This window comes from Lujinxingia vulgaris, assembly GCF_007997005.1.
Lineage (GTDB): Bacteria > Myxococcota_A > Bradymonadia > Bradymonadales > Bradymonadaceae > Lujinxingia.
The window spans coordinates 25,482-44,862 of the sequence record NZ_VOSL01000015.1 but is presented as its reverse complement, the minus strand read 5'-3'; the positions used below and the strand labels follow the sequence as shown (position 1 = coordinate 44,862).

The window sequence follows — 19,381 nt, the reverse complement described above, 5'->3', positions numbered from 1 at the left end:
GCGAGCAGGACACGCATGAATCTGAGTAAGCGCACGACACACGCGATCGTCGCGGCCACCGGCCTGGCGATCGCAGCAGGCGCTCTGGTCGTCGGGGGAGGCTGGAGCAGCGAGCCCGAACCTGTAGGCCCCCCAACGACGCGCACCACTGGGGAGCCGGGGCCGGGATGCGCCTTTTTAGCCTCCCGGCGGCATGTTTTCGCCTTTGAGCAATCCTCGCGGGCCCGGATCAATCCGATGGCGCTTCTGCCTGGCGACCATGCCGGCGCACAGGACGCCACGGAGCTGGTCACACGCGAGACCCGTGGCCGGTTCCTGTGGCGCGTGGTGAGCGAGGATGTGAGCGAGACGGTGAGCGTCGCCGCGATCTTTGAGTCCTTTCAGGCTGGCGAGGCGCAGGAGCTTCCGCCGGGTTTTGAGGCTTTGCGCCAGACGCCGGTGCTTATTGAGCTCAATGAACGCTGTCAGTTTCAGAGCATTGCCGCCCCCCCGGATGCCCCCGAGGATGTTCTCCGCCAGTGGCAGCTTGTGCTTTCGCTGGTTGAGTTCATCGCTCCGCCCGCCCCCGACAGCGCGTCCTGGACGGCCACCCAGCGCGATGGCGTGGGCAGCTACCTGGCCGCCTATCAATCCGAACAGAAGGGGAGCGCGGTACGGCGCGAGCGCAAGGCGTACCGCGACGTAACATCTCCCGACGACAGGGAGCTTTACGCGCGTGTGCTCGACTCCGAGAGTCGGGCGCGCTGGGCCGGGGCGTCCTCCTGGATTGCCTCCACCCAGGGCCGGGAGGAGCTGGAGGTCAGCACGAAAGAGGGGCGAACCTTTGCCCATGTGCAGACGACCTTTGAGCTTCGCGCCCGGCCCTCCTTGCCGGAGAGCCCCTTCTGGACCCGGCCTATTGCTAAGGAGCGCTACCGCGAGCAGCCCTTTGGCCAGAGCCTCTGGAGCCGGCGTCAGGACTACCGCGCGCAGGCGATGCCCGGCCTCTCCGATACCAGCACCGCCGAGGTGCTCAGGCTCTTTGAGGAGCGCCTCCAGGGCGCATCGCGCATCCGGGAGGGGCTCGACCTGATGATCGCCTACCTGCGGCTGAGCCCGGAGCATCCCTCCGAGGTCTTGGAAGCGTTGCGCTCGGGTTCGATCGATGCGTCCCATCGCGCCGTGCTCTTTCTGGCGCTACGCGAAGCCGGCGGCAAAGCCGCCCGCGATGTGCTGATCGAGGCGGCTTCGCACCCGGCGCTGCAACCCGCCGATCGCCTCCGCGCGCTCGCTGCACTCGGGAAGATCCCCGAGCCCGATGAGGGGGTGATCGAGGCCATCGAGCAGGTCTGGAAACGCGGCCGCGCCGATGATGTGGCGTCGCGCTCGGCGATGCTGGCCATGGGAGCCCTCTCGGGCCACGAGGCGCTCTCCGATGAGCTTCGGGGCCGCATTGACGCCACATTGCGCGCGAACCTCGATCCCGCCGCGACCCCGGTGCGGCGTCGTCTGGCGATGGAGGCCGTCGGAAATGCAGGCGCTGCCGGCGTGCAATTTACCCCCGAGGTCTCCGCCCTCCTCGACGATCGTGACCCCGGCCTGCGTGCCGCTGCCCATGAGACGCTGCGGCGACTTGAGGTCAGCGTGCCCCACGAGGACCTTCTCCAATCCCTTTCCCGGGAGGACCATCCCCGCGTCGAGGCCCAGATCCGCCGGCGCCTGCTCGACGATCAGACGCCCCCCTCCCCCGTGGCCATCGACCTGGCCAGTCGCATGTTGGCCACGCAGCCGTTGGCCGCCACGCGACGCACACTCATCGAGTATCTGGGGCGCCACGCCGGGAGCGACCCGCTGGCGCGCTACGCGTTGATCGAGCACTTCCCCCGGGAACCCTCCCGCGAGCTGGTGCTTCTGGTGGGCCAGTTTGTCGACGCCTCTGAGCTCTAAGCGCGTGCCTGAGTCCACAGTCTGAGGCGTTGAGGTGGCGGGTGATGCAGCTGCCTGGCGCCTTCCCCCCAACTGCCCCCACCGCTAGGATGTCGCCAGGCCCACATCGCTTCGCCCTCTCGCACGAACGCCAGGCGCACGAATGTCTCGATTTTACAGCCTAACCCAACGCGTCTTGCGTCGGGCCGTCCGATATTATTTCTCGGAGATTCAGGCCTCCGGTCAGGAGCTCATTCCGGCGAAAGGTCCGCTGATCTTTGCGGCCAACCACCCCAACTCCATCATGGACACGGTGCTGCTCGGCACGCAGACCCGCCGCCAGATCCGCTACATGGCGCGCAGCGGACTTTTTAAAAACCTGGCCGCCCGGGCGCTCTTTCATGAGTTCGGCGTCATCCCCATCTACCGCGCCGAAGACGGCCGGGGCACCGACCAGAACGAAGACAGCTTTGAGGAGGCCTACCGTGCGCTCGAAGAAGGCGGGTGCATCGGCATCTTCCCCGAGGGGCAAAACTCCCCGGAGCGCATGGTGCGCGACTTAAAGACGGGCACCGCGCGCATCGCCCTGGCCGCCGAGGCCCGCAACGACTTTGAGCTCGGCGCGCGCATTCAGCCGGTGGGGCTAAACTTTGAGGATCGCGACCGCTTCCTCTCCCGCGTCCTCATCCGCTTTGGCGAGCCCATCGAGGTGGCCGACTACGCCGAGCGCTACATCGAGGATCCCCGCGAGGCGGTGCGCGAGCTCACCGCCAGGCTGCAGGAAGAGATGCGCCGGCTCTCCACCCATATTCAAGACGAACGCAACCATGAGCTCGTCAGCGAGATCCGCGCGATCTACGGCGCGAAACTCAAGGCCCAGCTGCTCGCCCCCGACGCTCTGGCGCTGGATCTTTACGACCGCTCCGGCCGTCAGGAGCGTCTGGAGGCCTCCCCCGACCCGCGCAACACAAGCCTGCTCGAAGAACGCTTTGAGCAGGAGCAGCGCATCGCTGACGCCGTCGCCTTCTTTCAAAAACACGACCCGGCGGTGGTCGGCCGAGTGCGCATGGATGTGCGTCGCTACCGCGACCACTTAAGTCAGCTGCGCATCCGCGACGGTCTGCTCGACGAGCGCGCCGGCGAACGACGCCGCCACCGCGAGGCGCTCAAGCTCACCCTCTTCTTTGTCTCCCTGGGTCCGGTGGCGATCTACGGCCTGCTCAACAACATCGTCCCCGCGCTCCTCGTGCGTCTCTTCACACGTCGCGCGCCCGACGAGGCGATCGTGGCCATCTCCGCCTTCGTCTCCGGGCTTGTCGCCTTCCCCCTCTTCTACGGCCTGCAGGCCTGGGCGCTGGCCCGGTACGCGGAATTGCATCCGCTGCTCATCGCCTTTTATGTGCTTAGCCTCCCCACCGCGGGCATCTTCTTTCTGCGCTGGTGGCGCCAGATCCTCGTCTACCGCGACCGCATCATCTCCCGCACCTTCTTTCGGACCCGCAAGAACCTGCTCGCCGCAGTCGAGCGCGAGCGCCAGCGCCTCATCGCCGGCTTTGACGCCCTGCAGGCGCGCTACGTCGAGGACCTTCGCCGGGCCTCGGCCGAAGCGGGCCAGCCGGTCCCGCAGCTCGAAGAAAGCGCCACCTGACCCGCCCCGGACAACGACGAGCCTGCCTGCCCAAAACCCCTGAACAGGGCACCGCCTTTCCCCACCAGAGAACGCTATGCGACTGAACCTTCGAGACCTGATGCGCCGCGGCAGCGCGTACACCCAGAGCGTCCTCGACGCCCTTATAAGCGAGGTTGAAAACCTCCAGGCGCGCGTCAAGCAGGCCGAGCACCGGGAGCGAGATCTCACGGATCGCCTGCGCGCCGAGCGCCTCGAAAAGCGCGCCTTGCAGCACGAGCTTCGCCAGCAACACCATGAGAACGAGCGGCTGCGCAACGCCCTCGCGCAAGCGCAGCCCCACCGCGAGGCGGAGCCCTCCCCGACGCCCCCGGTCGACCACGAGCGCGCCGCCCTCGAGAAGCAAATCGGCCTCTTGCTCGCCGAGTCCAAAGCGCTCCAGGAGCGCGTGAGCGAAGCCTCCGAGCAGGCCTGTCAGGAGGAGCGCGTGCGCCTGCTCCGCGGCCTTGGCGAGCTGCTGGATTCGCTGGGACGGGCGATCCAGCACAGCGAGGGCCCCATGCGCGAGGGGCTCCTGGGGATGGAGGCGCAGTTTGTGCGCTTTCTGCGCGACGAGGGCGTCGAGCTCCTGGGCCGGGTCGGCGAACCCCTCGACCCCTGGCTGCACCAGGCGGTGGATGTGCGGGAGAGCGAGGAGGTCTCCCGCGGTCAGATCGTGGAGGTGCTCCGCCCGGGCTTTCGCCTCAACGACGGCACAGTGCTGCGCCACGCCGAGGTGGTGGTCGCGTCGTAATGCGCACGCCGCCCCGGGCTTTTTCCCCCGTGTTTAACTTCTCTCCCACAACGTCCGCACACCCAGACGACGAGGGAGACGATGACCAACTGGAAACAAAACGCGTTCAAACTGGGCACAGCCCTGGTGGCCGGCTCGGTGGCCTCGTTTGCCATGAACAAAGCGACGTGGTTGCTGGAATCCGCGCAACCCGGAGCGCCACGCGTAGGCGACGCCTTCCGCGACAAAAAGGATCCGCAACGCGCACTGATTGACCGCGCCAACAAACGCTTTGGGTGGAAGATGCGCCGCAAAGCACGCCGCCAGGCCGCGCGTCGTCTGCGCCTGGCGATAGGCGTCGGAAGCACCGTGGGCGGCATCCTGCTACGCCGCAAACTGGGCGCCACGACGAGCCCGCTGAAAGGTGCCGCCTTCGACACCGCCCTCTTCGTGCTGGTCAACGAGCTCATCAAACCCGGGCTGGGTGCGCATATCGACGTCCGAAAGATCCCCTGGCAGACCCACGCCGCCGCGCTCGGCGGCCGCGCCACCTACGGCGTGGTGAACGCCGGGGTACGCCAGGGGCTGAAGCGCGTGGCACCGCAAACACTGCAAACGCGCTGAGCAGAACACCTCTCAAGGCGCACCTAGTCGCCAGCGATCTGCTCCCCAGCGCGCTGATCGCCAGCGCGCCACGCCCCGGGGGCCCGCATCGCAAGCGCGTCAGCGAGCACCTCGTCGTGGACCGGCTGACACGCGTTGGCACGCGCCAGATCCTTACGCGCTGCAGCGCGCACCTGGCGCAACTTCTGCTCGCGTTGCGCCTCCGAGAGCTCCCGCAACGTGTACACGGTCGTGCTGCGGACTGGACCAAACCCCACGTAGCGAAGCGTCCCCTGAATCAAGCTGGCATGCACCGACCGGCGATGGGCCAGCGTGTACCACCACCCCGGCGCGTCCATCGTCGTCACGATCCTCGCCCCGCGCCCTGCCAGAAGCCCGGTGGGCAACGCCTTGCCTTCGTGGCGATACCCGACGCCGGGCAACAGCACCCGATCGATAAATCCCTTGAGCAACGCCGGCGGCCCCGCCCACCAGGTAGGAAAAACCATCGTCACCCACCTCGATCGCACGATGGCCTCCATCGCCTCATGCAGATCCGCCTCCCAGGGTTGGGGGACGCCGAGGCCATCGCGCAGCACGGGGTCAAAAGAGAGTTCGCTCAAACGAAGCACGCCGACCGGAGCACCACCGCGGCGGATCTCATCGGCGTAAGCCTCGGCCAGCGCATGGCCAAAGCGCTCCGGGGAAGGGTCAGGGTGGGCATCGAGAACGAGTATGTCACGCATGGTTACGCTCCTTGTAAGCACAGGTCATGCACCTCATTATGCCCATGCGTTCACACATGAGAACCACAGCTTTTCGATAACGCCGATGCATAAATGCATACCCTGATTCCGCCCCACGGTGCGAAAGCGCCGCGTGGCCATATGAACGTCGCACGTGACGTGGGCCAACCCCACGACGGGCGACGTACCAGAGGCGCGTTCGACGCGCAGGGAGCCTGAGATGTTGGACTGGGAGAGCGTGCGCTACTTTCTGGCGGCCTACGAGACGAAGAGCTTCACCCGAGCCGCACGTCTTCTTTCGGTCGAACAATCGACGGTCAGCCGTCGCATCGCCGAGATGGAGCGGGTCCTCGACGTGGTCCTCTTCGAGCGAACCTCGCAGGGGCTTGTCCCCACCGAAGCCGCCGCGCGCATCTCCGGTGACGCTGAAGAGATGGCCCGACGCTCCCGACGCATTCAGGATCAGGCTCTCGATCTCGGCGCCCGGGTCGGAGGACCGGTTCGCATCGCCACCACCGAAGCCCTGGCCGTCTTTGTGCTCTCGCGCATCCTCCCCGCGCTTGCGGAACGCCACCCTCACCTGCGCTTTGACGTGGTGACCGGATACCGCTCGGTCGATCTGATGCGCCGCGAGGCGGATCTCGCGCTGCGCTTTGAGCGACCGCAGCGCGGCGAATACGCGGTGCAACGCGTCGCCAGCCTTCCTACGGCGGTGCTGGGGCTGGAGCGCTGGCGCCACGTCCCCCCCGACACCCTCCCCTGGGTCGGGGTCAGCATGCCCGGGTTTTCCCCACCGGAAGAAGCGTGGCGAACAACCCATGTTGGCACCGATGCGCGCTGGACGACCAGCAGCTACCTGATGCAGGCCGAGCTGGTCCGTCAGGGCCAGGGCGTCGCGCTGATGATCCGGGCCATGAGCACGATCTACCCCGAGCTCGTGCCCCTGGAGCTTAACCTGCCGGAGGGGCCGATCATCGACCTCTACCTGGTGGCGCCCCTCAGCATTCGCAACCTGCCCCGAATCGACGCGGTCTGGAGCGCCGTCGCGGACGTCGAGATAACAGATCCCCCCTGAACAGGGCCGTCGCGCGGCCCCCCGTCAGCAAACACAAAAAGGCCCGGCACTCTCATACGTGCCGGGCCTTTTTCGATGGAGGCGGCGGGAATCGAACCCGCGTCCGCGAACCCTTGAATGTACGCTTCTACGTGTGTAGTCCGCGATTAACTTTTAACCTCTCCGAGCACTGTCCACGGACAGGCCATGCTCTTTGAGGACCCTTCGGAATGTCGTGAGGCGTCGAAGGATGAAGCCCGACTCACCAAGCCTGCTGTATGTCGTTAAGCAAAGCCCACAGGCAAAGCTCTGATTAACGGGCTCCGGTTAAGGAGCATCTGTCGCGAAAAGCTGCTTACGCGGCCATCGCGAACTGCGCGTCATCGTTGGCAGTTATAACGTTCTCAGCAGTTCATAACGGAGTTACTGAGACCTCCGACACGCCACGCACTTCGCCGTATCCACGTCGAAGCCAGTGCGCCCCCGTACAAGGGGTGTTGCAAACCTGCGAGATGACCCGCGCGTCAGCCTCAACACGCGTCGCAGGGCGTTACTACGCTGTGAGCAGAAGTTGACGCTGTTGGATGCGAGATTGAGAGTGACGTCGGCAAGGCGCAAAACGCAGGCGATGCTTTAGCATCGTCGAGGCTTTGCAACGTAGCCCACGGTGCTCTCAATGCAGCAGACACAGCGGCAACGATAGCTCACGGCGTACTACTACTACAAGAATGTACACCGTTGTCAACGAAGCAAGCTTATCTGCGGTAGTTTCTGGCGTGGCTGCGCGCGATCTCCCGCGCCGCGTCGCGCTTGCGCAGATCTTCGCGCTTATCAAAGAGCTTCTTACCCCGGCAGACCCCGATCTTGCACTTGACCGTACTGCCTTTGAAATAGAGCGCCAGCGGGATCAGCGTAAACCCGGCGATATTCGCCTTATTGGAGAGCTTGCGCAGCTCACGCTTGTGCAGCAAGAGCTTGCGCACCCGTTCGGGCTCATGGTTGGTATGGGTGGCGTTCTCGTAGGGGCTGATATGCGCGTTGACCAGATAGAGCTCGCCGTTATCAAATCGCGCGTAGGCGTCGGTCAGGTTGACCTTCCCCTGGCGCAGGCTCTTGACCTCCGAGCCCAGCAGCACCATGCCGGCCTCAAGCTCATCGTCGACAAAGTAGTCGTGATACGCTTTGCGGTTTCGGGTGATGTTTTTGATGGCGTCGCTCATAGTCTTCCTGCCCCTCTTCAGAGGAGATGCGCGTCACTGCGCCAAACCAAAAATCCATTCGACTCGCTGTGTCGTACCGGTCTCAACGCCGCCTCCGGCCCGACTATTCCCCACAGCCCCCTACATCACCCCGCCCCAAAACGACGCGAGGCGCGCAGGACCTGTTCGCCTGCCGCCTCGCATCCAACGCACCGGTGGCGCCGGGCCACACCTGGCCCGACTCGGAGCGCTCAGCGCTTGAGGTTATGGGCAAGCTTCTTGAGCCCGTCCTCAAAGATCACCTCGACCTTGGTCGGGGTGAGCAGCTGCACGACAAACCCCACCCCGAAGCGCGGGTGGTCGATCACGTCGTTCTCGGTCAGCTCGGCGCTGATATCGAAGGGGCGCGCATCGGCCACGCCGAACTTATCGGAGAGCTTCTTGAAGGCGCGCGCCTGCCCCTCCGGATCGCTGAGCTCAGCGTCGCTGATGATGCCCTCGATTACCGAGGCGGCCTTCTTGCGCTGCGCCGCGTTGAGGCGCTTGGGGTTGGCCTTGACCACATCGGCGTAGTTGGCGTCCACCAGGTCATTGTCGCTGCTCGACGACGACTTGGAGGGCACGAAGTCCTCTTCTTCTTCATCGGCGTCGAAGTCGTCATCAAGCTCGATGTCTTCTTCGATCTCCGGATCGAAGCCGTCATCAAAATCCAACGACTCTTCAACTTCTTCTTCGCTCTCGTGGCTCATCGCAGTCTCTCCGCGTCCTTGAGGGTGAAATGGTGGGGCGGTAGCGCGCCTGATATGGACTAGCCCGCCTCTGCAAGTCAAGGAAAAAGGCCCGCCCTCGACGCCCGCAACTCAGCGGGGGCATCAGGGGGCAGCTTCACCCGCATCCTCAGCCGGCGAAGCGACGGGATCGGCCGGCACCTCGGTGGTCGGCTCACCATGCTCCCGTCGCTGCGCTTCGGCATACTCAAACGCCATCTCCATCAAGCTCTCCAGGGTAAAGGCCGCCACCATATCGTAGCGCCCCACCCGAAACTGCTCCTGCTCAACCTCGCCAGGGGGCACGTTCATCGCGCCGATGTCGACCGTCTCCGCGTCGAGCCCGCCGATAGAGACCGCCAGCTGCGCCAGGGTCGGGATCAGGGTCTGGCGTGCCATCGCCCGGGCCTGAATCTTCGACTCTTCGCTCGACGGGCTCAGGCGCCGATCCACCGGTTGCTCAATGGCCAGCAAGATCCGCTCATTCTCTGCATCGTACGCCCCGCTCTCCTCGAGCTCCGGCTGAATCTCCTCCGCAAAGCGAGCCCGCGCCTCTTCAAAAAACGCCTCTCGCCGCAGCCTGCGCGCCTGGTCGAGGTACTCCTGACGCGTATCGGGAAAGGTGCGCAGCCCCTGGATCTTTTCCAGCTCCCGGGCCGCAGAAATTTTATCGCCCTGGTCGATAAAGTGGTCGGCCCGCTCCCGGTAAAACGCCCGCAGCATCTCGTTGACGCTCGTATCACGGCTCTTCGAGGAGAGCGCCTTGAGCGCCACCTCCTCAAAGACCTCCGGGTGGCTCTCCCGATCGATGTCGCTGGCCCAGGCCCGATAGAGCTTGTTGTACTGATCGGCCATCAGCCGGCGCACCCCTCGCTCGGCGGTGCTCAGCCCCTCCTCACGGTCAAAGCCGCGGGCCTGCCACAGCGCGTTGAGTTCGGCCTCGGCGCGTGCATAATCCCCACGCATGATCTCCACGTCGACCATCAACCGGCGCGCCTCAAAGAGGTTGGGCTCGGCGGCCAATGCCGCCTCCAGATGCTGCTCGGCAAGCTCCGCGTCCCGGGAGGCCAGCGCCCGCTGGCCCTCGATCAGGTGGTCGCGGGGCTCTTCTTTGCAGCCGGCCCCGAGCCCGATCATCATCAGGCCCACCGCCACTCTCTGACGCCAGCGTCCAGCTCCCATGGAGACTCCAGGTCACGCGTTTGAAGGGATGTATCTCGCCACACTCCACCGCGTCTCGCGTCTCACTCTGAGCGCGTGTCACTCCGAGGCCGGCAGCGGGCACTTCGCGCCCGCTTATAGACCCGCCCGCAAGTCGGGGCAAGTTTTGCCCGGCCAGGCTCGCGGATTGACACACCCCCGGTCGGTGTCTAGGTTGGCCGCCGACCTGACATCGGCCCGATGATGCCCGCCGGCGCGACTTCCCGCGCGACCGGCAACGAGAGCACCCGGGCCGCACATGCTTCCTCCATCGAACGGCCCTTTGCGGCGCGTGCGCCCTTCTCTTTTGTGCGGAGGCCTGCGACGGCGCGCCCCGGCCACCGCTTTTATCCGCCTTAAAAACGGCTCCCGATACGAGGACACACCCATGGCTATGTTTGACGTTGTCGCGAAAGGCTTTCGCGACGTCCGTATGCGCTTTGAAGGCAAGCGCGAGCTCACCGAAGAGAACATCGACGAGGCGCTCAAAGACATCCGCCGCTCCATGCTGGAGGCCGATGTTAACTTCCGCATCGCCAAAGACTTCATCGGCCGCGTCAAAGAAAAGGCGCTCGGCGAGGTCGTGAAAGTTAAGGCGAAGGGCAGCCAGGGCAAGATGGAGGTCTCCCCCGGCGACCACTTCGTCAAGATCTGCCACGACGAGCTCGAAGCGTTGATGGGGCCGGTCGACAGCTCCATCGTCTTTGCCAACCCGCGCGTCGGACCGACCAAGATCATGATGGTCGGCCTGCAGGGCTCCGGTAAGACCACGACCACCGGCAAGCTCGCCAAACTCCTGATGGACCAGCACGGCAAAAAGCCCCTCCTGGTCGGCGCCGACGTCTACCGTCCGGCGGCCATCGAGCAGCTGCGCGTGCTCGGTCAACAACTCGGCGTGCCGGTGCACGCCGTCGAGGGTGGTGACCCCGTCCAGGTGTGTAATGACGCGGTGGCCATGGCCAAAGACCAGGGTCGCGACGTGATCCTCTTCGACACCGCCGGACGCCTGGCCGTCGACGACGTGCTCATGAACGAGCTCGAGCAGATCGTCTCCACGACCACACCCGAGAACATCTTCCTGGTCGCCGACGCCATGATCGGCCAGGACGCGGTCAACACCGCCAAAGAGTTCAACAGCCGCCTGGAGATCGACGGCTTCATCATGACCAAGCTCGATGGCGACGCCCGCGGTGGCGCGGCGCTCTCCATCAAAGAGGTCACTGGCAAGCCGATTAAGTTCATCGGTGTGGGCGAGAAACTCGACGATCTGGAGGAGTTCCGCCCCGAAGGCCTGGCCAACCGCATCCTGGGGTTTGGCGATGTGATGGGCCTGATGAACAAGTTCGAGCGCTCGCTCAGCGAAGAAGACGCCCAGCGCGCCGAGAAGGATGCCATGCGCATGCTCTCTGGCGAGTTCGACTTCAACGACTTCTACAACCAGCTTGAGCAGATCTCGAAGTTGGGCTCGATGAACGAGCTCATGGAGATGATGCCCTTCTTCGGTGGCGGCATGCCTGCTGACGCCAACATCGACGACAGCGAGCTCACCAAGATCCGCGCCATCATCCAGTCGATGACCACCCGCGAGAAGAAAGACCCCGACGTTCTGACCCGCCAGCCCGGCCGCGTACGCCGCATCGCCAAAGGCTCCGGTAGCGACAAAGAGAAGGTCGAGCAGGTCATCCAGCAGTTCAACATGATGCGCGGCATGATGCAGCAGTTCAACTCGATGGGCGGCGGCGGTCTCCTGGGCAAGATCCCGGGGCTCAAGCAGCTCAACCAGCTCCGCGGCATGAAAGACATGGACATGAGCTCGATCCTCGGCGACCTGATGGGCGGCGCCGGCGGTGGCGGTGGCCCGGGCGGCGGCTTAAGCGGCCTGCCCGGCTTCGATGGTCCCAACCTCCCCCCGGGCTACTCGCCCCCCGGAGGCCGCCTGCTCGGCAGCAGCAAGGGCACCAAGAGCAAGTCGCTCTCGGCCAACAAACGCAAGCGTAAGCGCCGCACCGTCAAGCAAGCTCGCAAGAAGAACAAGAAGTAAGCCGCCCCCCTTTAAGGGGGCAGAGAGTACCTTTTGACCGCAACCTCGCGCATCTGCGCGCACCATCCTTCGGCACCGGCCATCGCACGCTGCACGGCCTGTGGCGCCGAAATCTGCGGGGGCTGCCACGGCACCGACCTTCGGGGCTTTGCCGTGTGCCGCCCCTGCCGCCAGGAGCGCATGCCTGCGCTCCCGGAGTGGGAAGCCGGCGAGCGACGCTTTACCCCCTCGGGCTTTGTGCTCACGGCCGTGCAGGCCATGACCTCCCCCCGGACCTTCTTCCCGGCGCTCATCGCCAACCCGCGCTGGGCCCCGGCGGCGGGCTTCGGGATGATCGCCGTCATGATCGGCACGCTCGCCCAGACCCTCTGGCGCAAAGCCTTCTCCCCGCACTACCCGGAGATGGTCGAGCTCTACGCCACCGAGCTCGACCTGGCCCCTCGTCTCGCCGAGTGGGCGATGTACGCCTCCCTCCCGATGGGGGCGCTCACCCTCTACATGCTGCACACGGCGATGCTCTACCTCACGCTGCGCATCTTCGGCGTGGAGCAGGCCCGCTGGGGGCTGGTCGCAAAGCTCACCGGCTACGCCATGGCCACCTACCTGCTCTTGCTCATCCCCCCGCTGGGTACCTTTGAGCTCGGACATTTTCTGATGGTCGTCTGGCTCTTCAACCTGGAGGTCACCGCCGCGCGCATGATCTTCGGCATGGGCTTCTGGCGCTCCATGCTGGCGGTGCTCGTGCCCTTTATGCTGCTGCTCTCGATGACCGGCGGAGGCTGATCGCAACACAGCCTCATGCGCCACCTCCGAGATCTTCATGGACGTCCAATGAAAAACGCCGGCCCCGCAAAGGGCCGGCGTTTTTCATTGCACAGCGGATTCATCTTCGGGCAGATCGCGCGACCTCAATGCTGAGGTCGCGTGACCTTATTTAAAAGCCCACGCCTTCGGAACACGTGCAGATGGGATCCCAGCCGCTCACGAAGCTCTGGAACTCGGTGCTCTGATTTGCCCCGGCCCCGGAGTGCTCCCCGGTACCGCTGGGGCAGACGCACACATCGCGCTCCATGCACGCCGCGCCGGAGTTGGATCCGCTGAGCGAAAGACTGGCGAACTCCGGCTTGCTCCAGCTCGCCGAGAGGTTATCGATCTGACCATCACAGTCGTTATCCAGACCATCGCACAGCTCGGGCATCGGCTGATAAATCGGCTCACAGCTGGGAACATCATCATTGCAAACCGTCACGCCGATCTTGCAGCGGTTACGCTCGCCGTCGATCGTGTTAGGTCCTTCGGTGAAGGGGAACTCATTGTCGACGTGGCAAGACTCACCTTCGGGGAACCCGAAGCAAGGCACCGGGCAGTTGTCGGCGGCGTAGGGCTGACACACGTCGTAGCCTTCGTCGCAGATCCAGGTTCCCAGCGGACACACACCGAAGGGCGCGTTCGGCACCTCGCACTCCTGCCCCTGCGGCTGCTGGCAGTCGCAGGCCAGCTGCGTCTCCACGCTATCGACCTGCCCCGGGGTACGTACCTGATCGCAGTAGTTCTGGGTGAGGGTGACCTGCTCCCGGTTGTCAGAGGCAAAGAACCACCCCTGACCGCCGTTGGCGTCCATATGCGGAATGTTGAGTTGACCGCTGGCCGTGTTCATCCGCACCCGCACCGCCGCCGGATTCTCCGGCGCGGAGTTGCTGCTAAACTGCGAGAAGTCGATCGGGAAGGTGCACGCGATCTCCGAGGCAATGCTCAGAAGGGCGTTGCGGAACTCGGTCTGATTATTGGCCTGATAGGAACCGTAGCAGCTGTTCTTTCCAACACCGGGACTCACACAGGGATCGGTGCCAATTCCATTGGAGCACGACGCGTTTGCAGAGGATCCGCAACACCCCTTGCCAGCTGCCGCCGCAAGTTTGTTGTTGAAGGCGGTATCGGTTCCACCACCGAGACCAACGACAAACATCGACTTGCCTTCATTGCGGAGTTGACAAGCACGACTAAGAGCGGCCGACGTGCTATTCGGAGCCCCGTCGGTGATCAAGACACCGGCTGCCGGGAAGCCAGTTTGATTCAATGACCAGCTGTTGCGCAGGGCGTTGATTGCCTGATCGGTGGGAGTACCTCCTCCCGGCCCGGTATTGTTCATCGCCCCGACGATTTGATTCCGTCGGTTTTCGCCCACATTGTACGCAATGTAAGTGTTAGGATAGAAACCGATGCCAAACATCACCTCGTCCGGCTCGGTCCAGGACGTCATCGAATCGAGAACCTGAGTAATTGCAGATTTCGCGACGTTCCAGAGAGAAGGCGTACAATACGGCCCCCAGTGTCCGTAATACCAGCAGTACGTCGCGCCCGTCGTACCCATCGAGCCCGACCTGTCGAGCATAAAGAGCGCTCCGGGACGCGTGACCTCAACCTCGGTTACCTGCGTTGGGCTGCAGGAGTCATCAAAGTTCCACGCAAAGGCTGCAGGCGCGAACGCGGTCACAGAAAGTACTGCCGTGAAAGCGCAGGCTGTGAGCATCGTGTTGTGTACGCACTCGAGTATCGATTTCATCATATGCTCCTGATCGCGACGCGCAGTCGGTCGGCAGAAAATCAAAGGTCGCTCGCAGCTTCAATGTCGATGCTGATCTCGGGGCCCGAAGGCAGATCCGTCTCCGCATCAATGATGACAAAATAGGTGCCCGTCTCGGTCGCCTCATATTCCAGAACCGACCCAGGTGTCGTGCTCTCCAGGCACTCCGCGCTCTCCGAGCAGCTCTGTAATATGGAGACGCGGTAGTAACGAATGGGGTCGTTGATCGTAACGACGATCGTCTCGCCAGCGGCCACGTCATCGACCTGGAAGACAAGCTCACGGCCTTCCGAAGGCGTATCCCAGATGCAGCCGGGAGCTCCCTGATTGTCAAAGGTGTTGGACAGCGTCTCGCTGCGGGCTTCCACACTCACACTGCCCTCGACGACAATCGGATTCTGGCAGGAGTCGCCCAGGCAGGAATCACTCTCGCAGCCGGCCGGGCAATCCAGTGTCACCCGGGTCGGCGTCTGCGCCGAGGCTAACCCCGTGGTGCACGCTTCGATCTCGGAGGTGTTTACACAGGTGCGCTCGCCAACCGGGGTACAGGCCACAAGAGGTTCAAAGACGATATCGGCGTTAAGGTCGGAAGCCAGCCGCTCAAACGCCAGATAGAATTGCGCCCCGGCCACCACATTGAGTGACGATACATCGCTGAAGCAGAAGGCTCCCGACGTTGAGCAGGGCGTGGCAGAAAGCGTCACCGCCGAACCAGGCGCATCCACAGTGAGTACGCCATCTTCGGGCAGCTCAAAGGCCACCACCACATGCTCAGCACCGAACGCGCCATCGCACACGCCCGCTCCAACGACCGCCGGATGCGTCGCGGCGATTTCAACGGGGTTTGAGCCGTTCTCCAACACACCGAGATCGATCGTCGCTTCCTCGCATGCGGTGGGAGGTTCTTCAACATCCGGCTCGTCAGCATCCGCATCGGTGGCGTCCGGCTCGTCAACATCTGCGTCGGCTGCATCCGTCTCATCGGCGTCCGCGTCAGCTGCGTCTCGCTCTTCGGCATCGGCATCAGGCGTCGACGCATCCTCATCGGAATCGCCAGCATCGCCCTCAACATCGCCCGGGTCCGCGGCGTCGGCATCCGGCTGGCCGCTGTCCAGATCGCCGCTGTCGGCGTCGGAGCCGGCATCATCCACGACATCGATGGGACGATCGGGGCCGTCGGGCTCTGAGGAGCAGGCCACGCTGAGCGCAAGCGCCGCGAGGATGGCCAGCGTGCGCTTGAGGGTCACGGTTGTGGTGCGGGTGGTTCGTATCACTGCCCCACCTCACTGATGTCGATCGCCACGCTATAGTCGCCCTGACGCGGGGTGAGGCTGTCGACGATGGCGAAGTAATCGCCGTCGGCGGGAACGGTGAACTCAAGCGTCTCCGCCGTGTCGGTGGCGGCCACACAGGTGGGCGTCGATTCGCAGGCGCTCATGATACCGATGACCGCCGGCGCCTCATCGGCCGAGGCGTCGATCGTGACCACCTGGCCGGCGCTCAATCCGGGGAGCGCGAAGAGCAGCTCCTGGCCCGAGGTGATCGGGCCGGTCGTTCCGGTCGACGAACAGCTCGGCGAGTCTTCCAGGTTGATCTCACCCGTGAACGCCAGAAACTCGCCGGTGAAGGTCGCCGAGGCGGTGACTTCCAGCGCGTTGTCGCAGGTATCACCCAGGCAGCTTCCGTCGTCACAGCCGGTACCACAGGCAAAGGATCGCTCTTCTTCGCCATTAAAGCAAAGCACCCGGTCGTCGCCGTCGCAGCTGTAAGCCCCCGGCGAGTCACAGATAAGCTCCTCGGTGGTCAACTCCAGGGTGAAGTCGCCGACGCTGAAGTCGCGGCGCGCCTCTACGATCAGGTAGTACTCGGTGCCGGGGTAGGCGAAGAAGGTGCGGGTGTTGACGCCTTCGTTGCACCAGCCCTCCGCCTCGGCGTCGGAGCAGGCGTCCTCGCGAAGTTCCATCACAAGGCCGGTGCCCGAGCCGCTGAGGTTCGCGATGACACGCACAGGCTCGTCGACCTCGAAGGCGTACACGGCCTCAGGGCTGGTGTCGTGATCGGGAAGAGAGCAGCGGGTCTTCAAGGTGTTGGGCTGGCCGTCGGGGTTGGCGCTGAACTCAGCCGTCGCGCCGATCTCCAGGCTCCCCACATCAAAGGGCGCCGCGCAGCTGAAGCCTTCCTCTGGCTCCGGCTCGCACTCGCCCTCCACGCAGATCTCACCGGCCTCACACGAGACGCCTTCGCAGAGTTCGTCGTTGGGATCATCACCGTCGGTATCGCCCGCATCGCCCGCATCTTCGGCGTCAGGGGGATCGCCACCGTCGGCATCGGGACCGGCGTCCGCGTCAGGTCCAACGTCCTCGCGATCAATTGTTTTCGGCGGCTCATCATCGCCGCAGGCCGCCAGCGGAAGCGCCAGCGCCAGTGAGGCGGTCAACATCCATCGATAAGAAAACGCGAGTCGCGCCATGATCATCACCCTGGTATCGGTCAGCCCTTGAGCACATCGGGCCTAAGTCTTAAGGCGGTCAGGTTGTCGCTGAAGTAGCGTGCGAGCAGTATGCCACAAAATGTTGCGAAGATCCTCATCTGCTCGCAACTATTTTAAAGACAAAGAGCGCGCGTTGCCAGCACGAGCCTGTAAATAGAGGCGGCGCAGGCCTCCTCCCAACATTCGATTTGACACCCTGTGGGGCCGGCGCTATATCAAGCCCCCTTTCAGGAGCCCCGCCAACGCGGCGCTCCCTACCGTCGCGCCCGGCGCGATCCCGTTGCGTTACCGAATTTCCGTCGTTTTTTCGTAAAACGAGAAGAGATAAACAGGCTCCTGGCATCACGCCGGACAAGTGGATGGAAGCGAGATGAAAACCTTCAGCGCCAAAGAATCGGAAGTTAACCGTCAGTGGTTTGTCGTCGACCTGGAAGGGGAGACGGTGGGTCGGGCGGCGGCCAAGATCGCCACGATCTTGCGCGGCAAGCACAAGCCCACCTACACCCCGCATGTCGATTGCGGTGATTTCGTGATCTGCGTCAACGCCGACAAGATCGCCTTCACCGGTAAGAAGCTCACCGACAAGGTCTACAACCGTCACTCGGGTTACCCGGGCGGTCTTAAGTCGATCACCGCCGGCGAGCTTCTGGACAAGAAGCCGCAAAACGTCATCACCTACGCGGTCCAGGGCATGCTGCCCAAGACGAAGCTTGGCCGCGAGATGATCAAGAAGTTGAAAGTCTACGCCGGCGCCGAGCACCCGCATCAAGCTCAGCAGCCCCAGGCGCTCGAACTTTAATTGTAAAGTGAGCGTCCCGGATGTGGACGCATAAAAGAGAGAGAATCTCATGGCACAAGCGGAACAGTATCACGCGATCGGTCGTCGCAAAAAAGCCAGCGCACGCGTCTTTTTGCGCCCCGGCGCCGGTAAAGTCACGGTCAACGGTCAGGACGCCGACGAGTACTTTGCTCGCGACACCCTGATGATGGTCCTTCGTCAGCCCCTGGAACTCACCGAGACCCTGGGCAAGTTTGACCTCTTCTGCACCGTCCAGGGCGGCGGCAAGAGCGGTCAGGCCGAAGCGATCAAGCTCGGCGTCGCCCGCGCCCTGCTGCTGGTCGACGGCGGCATGCGCGAGCCCCTCAAGCGCGGTGGCTTCCTCACCCGCGACGCCCGCGTCAAAGAGCGTAAGAAGTATGGTCAGAAGGGCGCCCGCGCGCGCTTCCAGTTCTCCAAGCGTTAAGATTCGAGAACTTCAGCCAGCTTCAACCAGCAAGCCCGCCAGAGATGGCGGGCTTGTTGCGTTTTACAAAAGCGTCGTCCTTCTTCATGCGTCGCAGAGCGCGTGCCGGAGCCCGGCCTTCACTACGTTGCCTTCCTTTATCCCAACAAAAACCCCCAACGCCCGGCGGGCGTTGGGGGTCTAAAGACGTGCGATGCGGCTTGGCGCGATCTTCGCCTCTCAGCCGCCCTGCTCTTCTGCGGCGTTTTCGACATCTTCGACCTGATGAAGTCCGCGCTGCTCGAGCAACTTCCTGGCCTGAGCGGCGCGCGGGTGCTGCGGGTGAACCTCAATAAGATCGGTCCAGGCGGTGAGCGCGCGGCCCGGCTCATCGAGCTGAAGGTAGGCTTTGCCCAGCAAAAAGAGCGCCTCCGGATCGAGCCCCAGCCCGGCGAAGTTACGCAAGAGGTGGGTCAGCCGCTGCGCGGCAGCACGGGGGTTTTCGCGCTCCAGGTAATACGTCGCCACGTAGAACTCGTGATCGGCCAACCGGCGCTGAGCCTCGCGCATCAGCCTTCGGGCCTCGGCGGCGTATTCAGAGTTTTCGTAGCGCTGCAAAAAGATGCGCATCTCGCGCACCGCGTCGCGCGTCGAGCTTAAGTCGCGCTCGTAAGCCGGGGGAAGCACAAAGAAGTCCGAAGGCATCTGCTCATAAAAGGAGAGCGCGATACGCCAGTGGGCATACTCCACCTTTTCATGGCGGGGATAGAGCTGAATGAAGGCCCGGTACTGCTCGACCGCCGAGGCGTTCTGGTCCTGCTCAAAATACGCGTCGGCGATGCGAAGATGCGCCAGCGCCGCCCAGCGGCTGTAAGGAAACTGGTTGCGCACGGTATTATAAAGGCGCATCGCTTCGAGGTAGTCGCGGCGCTCAAAGCGCTGCTCCCCGGCCTGAAAGTAGGCCTCGGCCTGGTCGCTATACGAGAGGTCCTGCTGCTCAGGCGCGCTCGCGCAACCGACGGGAGCCGTGGCGAGCAATCCCAACGCCAGGAGGCGAGCGATCAGGGACGGTCGAGACAAGATGCGGCGCAACATGGGGGGTGCTCCAATCATGTTTGGTGATCCTACGACGCCCGGGCCGCACCACTGCCGCACCAGGTCGTCGGCGG

Annotated in this window: 17 protein-coding genes, 1 other RNA gene and 1 pseudogene; 9 read left to right on the top strand and 10 right to left on the bottom strand. The window is 64.0% G+C overall.

The features are described from left to right. Positions 1 to 15: 15 nt before the first annotated feature. The 4 genes from FRC96_RS03605 to FRC96_RS03590 all read left to right on the top strand — a co-directional run bounded on the left by FRC96_RS03605 (position 16) and on the right by FRC96_RS03590 (position 4,928). Complete coding sequence (locus FRC96_RS03605; RefSeq protein ID WP_146972781.1) at positions 16 to 1,926, top strand: hypothetical protein; 1,911 nt, start codon at positions 16 to 18, stop codon at positions 1,924 to 1,926. A gap of 142 nt (positions 1,927 to 2,068) precedes the next feature. Next, positions 2,069 to 3,553, top strand: coding sequence for a lysophospholipid acyltransferase family protein (locus FRC96_RS03600; RefSeq protein ID WP_146972778.1), 1,485 nt, complete (start codon positions 2,069 to 2,071; stop codon positions 3,551 to 3,553). Between the two features lie 76 nt (positions 3,554 to 3,629). Further along, positions 3,630 to 4,325: a nucleotide exchange factor GrpE gene (gene grpE, locus FRC96_RS03595; RefSeq protein ID WP_146972775.1), complete on the top strand. Its 696-nt coding sequence runs from the start codon at positions 3,630 to 3,632 to the stop codon at positions 4,323 to 4,325. A gap of 81 nt (positions 4,326 to 4,406) precedes the next feature. Continuing rightward, positions 4,407 to 4,928 (top strand): hypothetical protein, encoded by a 522-nt coding sequence (locus FRC96_RS03590; RefSeq protein WP_146972773.1) that lies wholly within the window; start codon positions 4,407 to 4,409, stop codon positions 4,926 to 4,928. 23 nt (positions 4,929 to 4,951) lie between these two features. On the opposite strand, the gene FRC96_RS03585 is transcribed toward FRC96_RS03590, so the two are convergent. Continuing rightward, the gene (locus tag FRC96_RS03585; protein ID WP_146972770.1) at positions 4,952 to 5,653 is read right to left on the bottom strand and encodes an NAD(P)H-dependent oxidoreductase; all 702 of its coding nucleotides are present in this window, start codon (positions 5,651 to 5,653) and stop codon (positions 4,952 to 4,954) included. Between the two features lie 220 nt (positions 5,654 to 5,873). Here FRC96_RS03585 and FRC96_RS03580 point away from each other — a divergent pair, with 220 nt between their 5' ends. Then, on the top strand, positions 5,874 to 6,728 hold the full coding sequence (locus FRC96_RS03580) for a LysR family transcriptional regulator (RefSeq protein WP_146972767.1): 855 nt from the start codon (positions 5,874 to 5,876) through the stop codon (positions 6,726 to 6,728). A 73-nt stretch (positions 6,729 to 6,801) separates the two neighbouring features. Here the strand turns inward: FRC96_RS03580 and ssrA are convergent. The 4 genes from ssrA to FRC96_RS03560 all read right to left on the bottom strand — a co-directional run bounded on the left by ssrA (position 6,802) and on the right by FRC96_RS03560 (position 9,855). Beyond that, positions 6,802 to 7,192, bottom strand: a transfer-messenger RNA (tmRNA) gene (gene ssrA, locus FRC96_RS03575). A 270-nt stretch (positions 7,193 to 7,462) separates the two neighbouring features. After that, positions 7,463 to 7,927, bottom strand: a complete 465-nt coding sequence (smpB, locus tag FRC96_RS03570; RefSeq protein WP_146972764.1) for an SsrA-binding protein SmpB — start codon at positions 7,925 to 7,927, stop codon at positions 7,463 to 7,465. Between the two features lie 230 nt (positions 7,928 to 8,157). After that, positions 8,158 to 8,655 (bottom strand): hypothetical protein, encoded by a 498-nt coding sequence (locus FRC96_RS03565; protein WP_146972762.1) that lies wholly within the window; start codon positions 8,653 to 8,655, stop codon positions 8,158 to 8,160. A gap of 123 nt (positions 8,656 to 8,778) precedes the next feature. Further along, entirely contained in the window at positions 8,779 to 9,855 is a 1,077-nt protein-coding gene (locus FRC96_RS03560) for a tetratricopeptide repeat protein (protein ID WP_146972759.1), read from the bottom strand. Between the two features lie 412 nt (positions 9,856 to 10,267). Here FRC96_RS03560 and ffh point away from each other — a divergent pair, with 412 nt between their 5' ends. Next, a complete protein-coding gene (ffh, locus tag FRC96_RS03555; RefSeq protein WP_146972822.1) occupies positions 10,268 to 11,914 on the top strand; it encodes a signal recognition particle protein in 1,647 nt (548 codons plus the stop codon). A gap of 33 nt (positions 11,915 to 11,947) precedes the next feature. Further along, positions 11,948 to 12,697, top strand: a complete 750-nt coding sequence (locus FRC96_RS03550) for a B-box zinc finger protein (RefSeq protein ID WP_146972756.1) — start codon at positions 11,948 to 11,950, stop codon at positions 12,695 to 12,697. 151 nt (positions 12,698 to 12,848) lie between these two features. Here the strand turns inward: FRC96_RS03550 and FRC96_RS21735 are convergent, their stop codons facing one another. From FRC96_RS21735 to FRC96_RS03535, 4 genes and pseudogenes are all read right to left on the bottom strand, one after another. Then, positions 12,849 to 13,748, bottom strand: a complete 900-nt coding sequence (locus tag FRC96_RS21735; protein ID WP_230469831.1) for a putative metal-binding motif-containing protein — start codon at positions 13,746 to 13,748, stop codon at positions 12,849 to 12,851. A gap of 75 nt (positions 13,749 to 13,823) precedes the next feature. Then, positions 13,824 to 14,306: pseudogene (locus FRC96_RS22795) on the bottom strand (vWA domain-containing protein); the annotation flags it as partial. Between the two features lie 212 nt (positions 14,307 to 14,518). Continuing rightward, on the bottom strand, positions 14,519 to 15,772 hold the full coding sequence (locus tag FRC96_RS03540) for a hypothetical protein (RefSeq protein ID WP_146972751.1): 1,254 nt from the start codon (positions 15,770 to 15,772) through the stop codon (positions 14,519 to 14,521). Then, positions 15,769 to 16,968 carry a hypothetical protein gene (locus FRC96_RS03535; protein ID WP_146972748.1) on the bottom strand — a complete coding sequence of 400 codons (1,200 nt, stop codon included), beginning with the start codon at positions 16,966 to 16,968 and terminating at the stop codon, positions 15,769 to 15,771. The genes FRC96_RS03540 and FRC96_RS03535 overlap by 4 nt, the downstream gene beginning before the upstream one ends. 391 nt (positions 16,969 to 17,359) lie before the next feature. Between FRC96_RS03535 and rplM the strand changes: the two genes are divergently transcribed. Together rplM and rpsI are read left to right on the top strand one after the other, a co-directional pair. Beyond that, positions 17,360 to 17,788: a 50S ribosomal protein L13 gene (rplM, locus tag FRC96_RS03530; RefSeq protein ID WP_146972745.1), complete on the top strand. Its 429-nt coding sequence runs from the start codon at positions 17,360 to 17,362 to the stop codon at positions 17,786 to 17,788. A gap of 49 nt (positions 17,789 to 17,837) precedes the next feature. Further along, positions 17,838 to 18,233: a 30S ribosomal protein S9 gene (rpsI, locus tag FRC96_RS03525; RefSeq protein WP_146972743.1), complete on the top strand. Its 396-nt coding sequence runs from the start codon at positions 17,838 to 17,840 to the stop codon at positions 18,231 to 18,233. A gap of 219 nt (positions 18,234 to 18,452) precedes the next feature. Here rpsI and FRC96_RS03520 read toward each other — a convergent pair whose 3' ends face one another. Next, the gene (locus FRC96_RS03520; protein ID WP_230469830.1) at positions 18,453 to 19,307 is read right to left on the bottom strand and encodes an outer membrane protein assembly factor BamD; all 855 of its coding nucleotides are present in this window, start codon (positions 19,305 to 19,307) and stop codon (positions 18,453 to 18,455) included. Positions 19,308 to 19,381 lie beyond the last annotated feature (74 nt).

What these genes read in the sequence shown, in the direction of transcription:
- FRC96_RS03605 (WP_146972781.1), top strand. Translation starts at nt 16, where the DNA reads ATGAATCTGAGTAAGCGCACGACACACGCGATCGTCGCGGCCACCGGC.
- FRC96_RS03600 (WP_146972778.1), top strand. Translation starts at nt 2,069, where the DNA reads ATGTCTCGATTTTACAGCCTAACCCAACGCGTCTTGCGTCGGGCCGTC.
- grpE (WP_146972775.1), top strand. Translation starts at nt 3,630, where the DNA reads ATGCGACTGAACCTTCGAGACCTGATGCGCCGCGGCAGCGCGTACACC.
- FRC96_RS03590 (WP_146972773.1), top strand. Translation starts at nt 4,407, where the DNA reads ATGACCAACTGGAAACAAAACGCGTTCAAACTGGGCACAGCCCTGGTG.
- FRC96_RS03585 (WP_146972770.1), bottom strand. Translation starts at nt 5,653, where the DNA reads ATGCGTGACATACTCGTTCTCGATGCCCACCCTGACCCTTCCCCGGAG.
- FRC96_RS03580 (WP_146972767.1), top strand. Translation starts at nt 5,874, where the DNA reads ATGTTGGACTGGGAGAGCGTGCGCTACTTTCTGGCGGCCTACGAGACG.
- smpB (WP_146972764.1), bottom strand. Translation starts at nt 7,927, where the DNA reads ATGAGCGACGCCATCAAAAACATCACCCGAAACCGCAAAGCGTATCAC.
- FRC96_RS03565 (WP_146972762.1), bottom strand. Translation starts at nt 8,655, where the DNA reads ATGAGCCACGAGAGCGAAGAAGAAGTTGAAGAGTCGTTGGATTTTGAT.
- FRC96_RS03560 (WP_146972759.1), bottom strand. Translation starts at nt 9,855, where the DNA reads ATGGGAGCTGGACGCTGGCGTCAGAGAGTGGCGGTGGGCCTGATGATG.
- ffh (WP_146972822.1), top strand. Translation starts at nt 10,268, where the DNA reads ATGTTTGACGTTGTCGCGAAAGGCTTTCGCGACGTCCGTATGCGCTTT.
- FRC96_RS03535 (WP_146972748.1), bottom strand. Translation starts at nt 16,968, where the DNA reads ATGGCGCGACTCGCGTTTTCTTATCGATGGATGTTGACCGCCTCACTG.
- rplM (WP_146972745.1), top strand. Translation starts at nt 17,360, where the DNA reads ATGAAAACCTTCAGCGCCAAAGAATCGGAAGTTAACCGTCAGTGGTTT.
- rpsI (WP_146972743.1), top strand. Translation starts at nt 17,838, where the DNA reads ATGGCACAAGCGGAACAGTATCACGCGATCGGTCGTCGCAAAAAAGCC.
- FRC96_RS03520 (WP_230469830.1), bottom strand. Translation starts at nt 19,307, where the DNA reads ATGTTGCGCCGCATCTTGTCTCGACCGTCCCTGATCGCTCGCCTCCTG.